The 9,215-nt window shown below is 38.8% G+C and carries 5 protein-coding genes and 1 pseudogene; 4 read left to right on the forward strand and 2 right to left on the reverse strand.

Going from position 1 to position 9,215, the window contains the following annotated elements:
• Window positions 1-17: 17 nt before the first annotated feature.
• Both G1O98_RS23455 and G1O98_RS23460 read left to right on the forward strand, forming a co-directional pair.
• Window positions 18-638 carry a hypothetical protein gene (locus G1O98_RS23455; RefSeq protein ID WP_243458509.1) on the forward strand — a complete coding sequence of 207 codons (621 nt, stop codon included), beginning with the start codon at window positions 18-20 and terminating at the stop codon, window positions 636-638.
• A gap of 102 nt (window positions 639-740) precedes the next feature.
• Window positions 741-1,007: pseudogene (locus G1O98_RS23460) on the forward strand (IS1 family transposase); the annotation flags it as partial.
• A gap of 28 nt (window positions 1,008-1,035) precedes the next feature.
• Here the strand turns inward: G1O98_RS23460 and G1O98_RS23465 are convergent.
• The gene (locus G1O98_RS23465; RefSeq protein ID WP_163932508.1) at window positions 1,036-5,475 is read right to left on the reverse strand and encodes an NACHT domain-containing protein; all 4,440 of its coding nucleotides are present in this window, start codon (window positions 5,473-5,475) and stop codon (window positions 1,036-1,038) included.
• A 618-nt stretch (window positions 5,476-6,093) separates the two neighbouring features.
• Between G1O98_RS23465 and G1O98_RS23470 the strand changes: the two genes are divergently transcribed.
• Complete coding sequence (locus G1O98_RS23470) at window positions 6,094-6,861, forward strand: ParA family protein (protein ID WP_163932511.1); 768 nt, start codon at window positions 6,094-6,096, stop codon at window positions 6,859-6,861.
• Window positions 6,862-6,863: 2 nt separating this feature from the next.
• Window positions 6,864-7,829, forward strand: a complete 966-nt coding sequence (locus G1O98_RS41170) for a ParB/RepB/Spo0J family partition protein (protein ID WP_163932514.1) — start codon at window positions 6,864-6,866, stop codon at window positions 7,827-7,829.
• Window positions 7,830-8,172: 343 nt separating this feature from the next.
• Here the strand turns inward: G1O98_RS41170 and G1O98_RS41175 are convergent, their stop codons facing one another.
• A complete protein-coding gene (locus G1O98_RS41175) occupies window positions 8,173-8,406 on the reverse strand; it encodes a sigma factor (RefSeq protein ID WP_202985815.1) in 234 nt (77 codons plus the stop codon).
• Window positions 8,407-9,215: the final 809 nt, after the last annotated feature.

Genomic DNA, 9,215 nt, shown 5'->3' on the forward strand with positions numbered 1-9,215 from the left:
ATAAGCGGTATGCTGCTGTGTCAATTCCAACACATAGTATATACGACTCTGAGGGTGGAGTTGTCCCAAGAGTTTTGCTGATTCGCCCACAGAAAGAAACTCGCGTACCAATTCAAGACTTGGAATCTTCCACATGGGGGCAAGTTTCTATTGATGCGTTTGCTGCTGCGTGGTCTACTGAAGTAGACGCACTGCCTAAGTTCACAACCGATTACCTGCATTTGGTAACTGGTATTCTCCTACCCATCTGGAAGATACTACCACAGCAGAATAGTCGAGTATTCCGACTACAAACCAACGATGGACAAAAGATACTTGGTCGGGTGGTGAATGCTCACGACATTCAAACCGTGCGCGAGCAACTTGGACTCAAAAATCAGGTGCTTTCTCCAGAAGAACTTGTGAAGCTGGTACTGAACGAGAGATATACACAGCAACTACCAGGAGGAATTACGCTGCGGCGGTCTTTCGTTGCTAATGAACCTCGCATAGAACTGGTTAATGCTATCTCACTGCCAGAGCGACTCTTAGCTGCTGGATGTTTCACCGAGATCATTAACTGGCAAAAGCGGGTATTCATTCCGGTTTCAGACAAAGCCCCAGCTATTCTAGCGGCTGTGATTGAAATCTTGGGATAAGTCAAAAGCTGATGTATTCATTAGATACATCAGCTTACTTTTTCCGTTCATACAATAATGCAATTAAACCTTTGTGGGAGGAAAGTTTGCTGCTAGCAGTACTATTTTTATGTTACTGATGGATGGAAAGTTTACCCCAGTTTTATTAAGCCAGGCGATCATATTGTCAGTAAAACATATATGACCAGAGTAGAAGGTGAAAATATACGTTTACGTCATTATCTGGAACGCTTACAGACGCTCCCAACGTCGCTACCGCTTCGCTATCGCAAAACATTATGCTATTCCAAGCCAGTAGATATGCTTAAATACTCAATTTGCTTGTTACTTTACTATTTAAAGTATAGAGAAATACTCATGATTAACTGATTTATCCCGCATTTATACAACGCCGCTTTTAAGTATCCACTGCACCTAGTGCTTTGAGGGTAGCTTTTTCGACTTCCATCAAACCACTTATATCCGTAATGTTCATACCTGCATACGGTTTATTGTCAATAGTTTTTAGACAATCGCCACTTCTAATATCCCAAAGTTTGATTGTACAATCGTAACTACCACTGACTAGAAGCAAACCATCAGGACTAAAAACAACTGACTGTACCCAATTAGTATGTCCCTGCAAAATTTTTAAGCACTCCCCAGTTTGAATATCCCACAGCCGAACTGTTTGGTCATTACTAGCTGAAGCTAAAACATTACTATTAGGACTAATAGCAATTGAGATAACTTCACTACTATGTCCTTGTAGAGTTCTGAGGCACTCACCTGTTATTGCATTCCAGACTTTGACTGTTTTATCCCAACTGCAACTGATTAAAATATTATGATCAATACCAATAATTACTTTTCTTATCCAATCAGTATGTCCTTGCATTGTTTTAAGACACTTTCCAGTATGTATATCCCATAAACTTATAGTTTTATTCCCACCAGTAGCCAATAATTTACCATCACAACTAAAAGCTACAGTAATTATTCTCTCGTTATTATATCCAAGAGTTTTAATGAATTTTCCAGTATTAATTTCCCACAACTTGACACTTTTATCAGAACTGCAAGTCGCTAATAATTCATTCTCAGGACTAATTGCTAATGACTCGATCATTCCATCATGTGCTAGAAAAGTATTGAGATTTTTTCCAGAATTAAAATCCCATAGTTTTACTGTTCTGTCTCCACCGCCACTAGCAATAATTTTACTGTTATGACTAATAGCTATAACACCTACCCATTCAAGGTGTTCATCTAAAGTATAAAGACATTTTTGTGTATTTATATCCCATACTTTTATTGTTTTATCATTACTAGCACTAGCTATCTTTGTACCGTCAGAGCTAATTGCAACTGACAAGATCCAACTCGTATGGCCTTGTAAGGTTTTGAAACATTCTCCGTTTTTTATATTCCATAGTTTTACTGTTCTATCTTGACTACTACTAATTAATGTTTTACTATCAGGGCTAATAGCTAGTGAGCGTATCCAGTCTGTATGCCCTTGCAAGGTTTTCAAACAATTTCCTGTCTGGATATCCCATACTTTCAATGTATTGTCGTGACTGGCACTAACTAAGCTTTTGCCATCAGGACTTATAACTAAAAACTTCACACTTCGTTGATGTCCTGACAACGTTTTTATACATTTTCCAGTTTCTATATCCCAAAATTTGACTGTATTATCATTATCTCCACTGCCACTAATGACCATTTTCCCATCATAACTAAATATAGTCGCGTATACTTTACTAATAGGAGTAAAACTTTTCAGACATTCTCCAGTTTCGATATTCCACAGCTTTACGGTATTATCAATACAACTACTAGCTAAAGTAATACCATCAGGACTAATTGCTATTAAACTATTTGCTAATGCATGATCAGGTAAAATTTGTAAACACTCACCTGTGGAAATATCCCATAGCCTAATAGTTGCATCATTACTACCACTAGCCAGGATATTATTTTTTGTTGAAATTGCTAATGACCTAATTACATCTTTATGTCCGTATAAAGTTTTTAAACATTGTCCAGTTTGAATATCCCATAATTTGATTGTTTTGTCATAACTTCCACTAATGAGGATTTTACCGTCGATACTAAAAACAATTGATCGTACCCAGTTAGTATGCCCTTTACAAACCAAAATTTGTTTATTATCTGTTAGTTGCCATAAACGAATTACGCCATTAGCTTCTCCAGTCGCATATAGTTTGTTCTCTGGACTAAATGCAACTGAACAAACCATGTCTAAAGCTTTAATAAAGTCAGACTCTGCAAAATTTACCCCTGCAAAATTAACACCTCGCAAACTAGCATTGCTAAAATTCGCCCCTTTAATCACCGCACCACTAAAATCTCTTTCCTCAAATACTCTTCTATCAACTTTCACCGCCAGTGTCGCTGCATTCCCGCCAACATAACCCACTTCTTCTACACTTTTCCCGCGTGTTGCTTCAATAACATTAATAAGAGATTCGTTATCACCTAACATCGGCAAAAGCAAATCCATCACTGCTTTTGTCAGAGGTGCTTTACCAAAAGTCTCTCTCAACTTATTCAAAGGCTCACTTCTGAATTGTCTGAGCGGTGCGATCGCCACACTATACCCAGCATCATCCAACTGACGTGAAAAATAACCAGACCAAGAGTAGTCAGCAAGTGCTGCACCACTATCCAAGCATGACTGTGCTTTTGCTAATCCCGTAAAATCGCTAGCTAAGGCCCCTAACTCTGCTGCAAATTTATACGCAACAAAGAACTCTAACAGTGATCTATGCGCCGGGGTATAGTCACCATCAGCATTGCGGACAAGCATAGTCTGCGCCATCATGTCATAATGCCAGTGGTCTAAATCCTTCTCTTCTTGAACAACAGAACCAAATAAGCGGCGAATGCGTTCTGGGAAAAGCCGATAATTCAGGCTCATTTGGTCAGTAGACAGCATTTCCCAGGAAAGTTCGCACAGAAAGTACAGTTTTTCCGCTAAAGAAGTAAAAGTACGTTCCGCTTTAATGTCCCGTTCCATCTTACGCCGCACTGCATACAAATAAACCCGTGACATATCCACAGGTTTACCCGCCTCAATATCTGGCAATGCTTCTAAAATTAATTCAGTCATCACTGGGCGACGTGCTAAGTCTAATAATTGCGGATTGCCTATGACTTGTTCAACAGTTACTGGTTCAGCCTGGTATGACAAGCAGGCACGAATTTGCTCGTCATTGAATTTTTCTAGTTCCAGCACTTCAAATTGCGGCGTTTCACCAGTTAATTTTTTAGTTGAAGCTTGTAGCTCTGCATTTAGTAAAGCACGTCCTTCCTTCGCCTCTGGAAAATGCTCAGTACGACAGGTGAGGATAACTTTAGCACCAGGAACTACCACCTTCGCCAGTTCCCAAAAGTTGTTAATCATCTGTTGGCGGTCAACTTTTGCTGCCATTTCGTCAAAGCCATCAAAAATGAGCAACAACTTACCCATGCGGTTGAGTTGGTCAAAAACTTCGCTGTTAATTCGGATATTATGTTGGGTAAAAAAGAAACCTGCTAAAACATTCTCAACATTTAGTGCTTTGGCAAAGTCACGTAGGGTAATTACCAAAGGCAGACGGGGACGCTCAACGCCACGTTTTTGGGCATCGCGGTAACGTTGCAATGCAGTCCAAGCATAGTGAAAGACAAACCAAGTTTTACCAGTGCCAAATTCTCCCAGAATTGAAATATGTTCTTTGGCGGGATCATCAAGCCACAAGTCGATGTAACCATCAATCCAGCCGTCCTCTTCCTCATATCGACTTGCTCCAATTCGTCGCTTGGTAACTGGATCAATTTCTTCTTTTGTGCAAGCAAGAGGTACATACTTAGTATCAATTTCTCGGCGTTTGATTTGGGCTTCTAACCAGTCGAGATAGCCGCTAAAGTCAGCATCTAAGTCAATCAGTTCGTCAAATGTAAAGCAATCAAGGCGATGATTTTCTTGCTTCTTAACTTCCTCCCTTGCTGCACGGGAAATTCGACGGGTAGTTACCAACCATCCTTCATCAGTTTTTTGTGCATCAACTGATTGACGCAATGCTATTACATCACTCAGTTTAATTTCTCCGGCAACACCACGTATAAGAATACGGTCATAACTGCGACGCACTGGAATGTTGATAATCCATTCAAAATATTCTTCTGCCCAGATTTCATATTTTTCCAGGCGGTAGCCCAAGGTTTCAAACCATCCTCGCATCTGTTGAGCTAGTGCGATCGCTCTACATTGATTTTCAGTCGCAGTTCCTGGTAGTGCGGGATAATTTTCTACTGCCAACCTTGCTATTTCTGTCCGAATTCCCTCTAGCGTTGGCAATCTTTCCAGTTGTTCTTGGATACAAGCAATCCTTTTATGTAGAGAACCAATTTTCTGGTTTAGCAAAACATCAGAGGGTGTGCGAGTGCGTTTAGCAACTTCGATAAATACAGTTGCAAATTCAGCCACTTCTCGCCTGACATCAAGTTCCAAACTACTGATGTCATCACCCAAGGTATAAGTATCTAGAAAAGCATCAACCTCAGAAAGCAGAATTGAGGGGTTATTGTGGTCTAATGCTGTGCGAAAAGCTTGTTTAATTGCTTTTTGGCGGAACAATTCGAGAAATGGCTTAGGTTTGCCTACGCCATATTCTACTAAGGCGTAAGCATAAACACCACTAAAATCAGCAGGTGGATGCTCTGGATCAAGGTTAAATTGCTGGAGTAACTTAATTACAGTCTCCGAACGCAGAATTTTTTCTTTAATTAAAGGGTTAGCGATGCTAGTAATTGCGTTGAAGACCAAATCCAGGTTAATCAAGCTCATTAGGATACTCCAAAAGCACAAACCTATCTTGCTAACTAAGGGTTAATTACTGTTACAAATAATATACTGTCAAAAACAGTTTTATTTTATACTTACTCAATTATTATCGAAAGAATACATTTAATAACTGTAATCTACTAGGTGATGGCTTTGCTCCTCCTGTTCAACAATATTTTTTCAGAGTTGATTGCAAAGTAGATTTTGGAAGTAGTTGATAACTGCTTCGGCGTAGTTCGCCGCAAGCATCGTTCCTATCCCATCACTCAAGTTATATTTGCGGGTATTCATTGCGTCAAATTAAAACCTGTAACCCTTGTTTTCTACATCTTAGAGCTTTTCTTAGTGCCATTTACTTTAGAAGCTATGAGAGCAACACACCATTTTTTAACTCGGTATGCACGGTGCAAATAGCATAATCAAATATACTTGGTATTTAATCTCTATCAGAACATTTACAACAGGATTAAGATGATTTTGAATTATACTATTTCCTTTTCATTTTCTGAAAACCTAGCTAATTTTAGCTTTATTGGCATAATTCAATAGTTGTGTTCTCCCTTAACCAGAGCTACAATTTGCCGTATTAAGGGTAGATACTTAAAATTACAATTTACACTCGTGAGCAAAACTATTATCATTGCGTTATTTAACCAATCAGGGGGCGTTGCTAAGACTACTCTTACCCAAAACCTCGGTTATCATCTAGCTTCTAATCAAAACCATGTCCTACTTGTTGATATGGACCCACAGGCAAGCCTAACGAATTTTATGGGAGTAGACCCAGAAAGTTTAGAAAAAACACTCTACAACGCCATTATTGATGAAGAACCGTTATTTATTTATCCAGAAACCATTCATGAGATGAAGTTGGTTCCCACAAATATCACTCTTAGTGCAGCTGAACTTCTCTTACCTACTGCTGATGCAAGAGAATATCGTCTCAAAGAAGCCCTAGCACCTATTAAAGATGAATACGACTTTATCTTAATTGACTGCCCGCCTTCTTTGGGCATTCTCAGTATCCTCAGCTTAACTGCGGCTACACATTTAGTTGTGCCTATTCAATGCCAATTTAAATCTTTTCTTGGCACTGACCTTTTACTTGATACTGTTGGGCGAGTTCGTAAAAAACTCAATAAAAACTTAGAAATTGCTGGATTTATCCCTACAATGCTTGATAGCCGTACAGCACAGGAAACTCGTACTGTTAACGCTATACAAGATCAGCTTTCGCAAATAGCAACAATATATCCTGCTATCCCAAAATCAATTGCATTTGCCGATGCTTCGGAACGTCGGATTCCATTGGCTGTGTATGATAAAAATCATGCAGCACTTAAAGTTATGAATAAGATTGTTAAAGATTTAGAAAAACTAAAAGTATAAAAGTGACTAAAAAAGACGTAGTATATAGTGCAAAGCTTAAACATGCTAATCCTCTTGATTTAATATTTAGCGATGGTGATTCTGAACTAACTACACCTAAAAATCAAGCTACTAGCATCAAACCAGAGCGAATTAGGTTAGACCCAACCCAACCGCGACGCTATTTTGAGCGTAAGAAGTTAGAGGAACTTACGCAGTCAATAAAAGTGGTAGGAATACTTGAACCCTTGCTAGTACGTCCTTTAGGAAATGGGGACTATGAACTTATTGCAGGGGAACGCCGCCTCATCGCAGCAGGAATGGCTGATTTAGAAGAAGTACCTGTTGTCATCAAGGAAATGGATGATGCTACCGTAAAACAGGTTAGATTAATTGAAAACTTACAGCGTGAAGATTTAAATGCCTACGAAGAAACTATCGGGATTTTAGAATTACTTGTTTTACGGTTGAAGATGTCGCAGGATGAGGTCGTAAGCCTGCTCAATCGTATGGAAAAAGCTAATCGAAAAAAGGCGGATAACGTTATCCGCTCAAATGAGATTGCAATAGTTGAGGGTGTATTTATGGCGTTTGGCAAACTGTCCCCTGAATCATTCCGAACAAATCGCTTGCCTCTATTAAACCTGCCTGATGAAATTCAGCAAGTTTTATCTCAAGGTAAAATTGAATATACAAAAGCCAGAGCAATTGCAAAACTCAAAATTGACGAAGATCGGAAACAATTACTTAGTCAAGCAATAGATAATAATTTATCACTAGTTGAAATTCAACAATTAGTACGGAATATTCAGAGTAAAGAGGAAGGTAATGATAATCCCCCATTACTTAAATATCAATATAAAGAATTAAGTAAACAACTGGCTTCATCTAAAGTTTGGGATAATCCGAAGAAAAAGAAAGCTTTGGAGAAATTGCTTAATCAAATAAAAATTATTTTAGAAGAACAAGAGGAGAGTAGTGAAAATTAAATAAGTTTGATTTCTTTTTATCTATCAGAAATCGCATATTGCTTTAAACCCCGCTCCTTGTAGGCGGCTTAGTTTCCCTACTCCCGACTCCCTTTCATCCCAAGACTGTTCAAGCAGCGTTCCGTAGGAAAGTCGCCTACTCTGAAAAAAGGAATTATGTTTTTTATCTCCATCAATGAATTGAGTTACTCAGTCCATTAATTACGAATTACGAATTACGAATTAGTAATTACTTAGTCATGGGGTAGGCGAATAGTGTGGAATTGTTCTGTAACTGCTCTGGTAATTGCCTGCCGAATCCACGCCTTTTCCATAGATAGAAAATTTATAACCGCGATTCGGTTCAAACTTCTCTACCACATGAAAGTAAACCGATAGCTCCCTCTTGAATCAGATCCAAAAACTCTATATTACTCGAACGATACTTTTTAGCGACTGCAACCATTATTCGGAGGTTGGCAGTAATCATTAAATGTTTTGTCAGTTGCCCTTGTTCAAGGATGCAGGTTAATTCTGCTTCTGTTTTATTCACGCTAGAGAGTTCAGACCCATTCGGAGAAGGCTTTAGCCGTTGCACGAGAAGATTTTTTTTACTGCTCAAGTGCCAGCATAGACCTTACTTCTTTTGCGTAGAAAATCTCAAGAAGCAATAGTCTCTCAAAGCAACCGATTTCTCGTAGGTAAATTCCAAGTGGATCAGAGCTTTAGCTATAAATATTGCAGGGAAATAAATTGCTAACAAAAGATTGACACTAAAGTATAAATCAAGCTGTCAACGATTATCTAAATTAATTTTTGCTGCGTTGATAGAAAAGATTTCAAAAAAATTTATGGGGGCTATATGGGGGCTATATGTACCCAAAGCAGTTTAGAGGCTTGAGAAAGATTTGACTCCCATACAGGGGCTATATGGGGGCTATATGGGGTACATCTGACTGATTGAGATTTTACCCCACTTAGCCCCCAAGAGGTTATGATAAGTTCTTGAGTTTTGAGAAAAAAAGGCAGAGGGGATTTTGAGCAGAGGAGCAGGGGAGCAAGAGAAAATGTTTGCATTAACAATTATTAGTTATCAGTGTAAGAAAAACTAATTATTCTGCTGAAGGTCAGAGTTCTCCATTTTTAACAGTAAATAGTAAACACTAAGAACTGTTTTAATTGCCTCCTCTGCTCCCCTGCTCCCCACTTCACCTCAACAGATAACTTTCACAAATAAAAGTCTATTACCTTTCTCTTTATGTCTAACATTCACACCTTGCAAAAAATTTTTCCTGCTGGCTTTGATAACGGCTATGGAAGCCTAAAACTTTTAGTCGATGGCTTTGAAGTTGTTCGTGTCCCCAGCTATATAACCAATGCCGAGATGGAAGACGTACCAGGGAGGGT

The organism is Nostoc sp. UIC 10630 (assembly GCF_010747425.1).
GTDB lineage: Bacteria > Cyanobacteriota > Cyanobacteriia > Cyanobacteriales > Nostocaceae > Nostoc.

Coding starts and splice junctions, on each gene's coding strand:
- G1O98_RS23465 (WP_163932508.1), bottom strand. CDS start 5,475: ATGAGCTTGATTAACCTGGATTTGGTCTTCAACGCAATTACTAGCATC.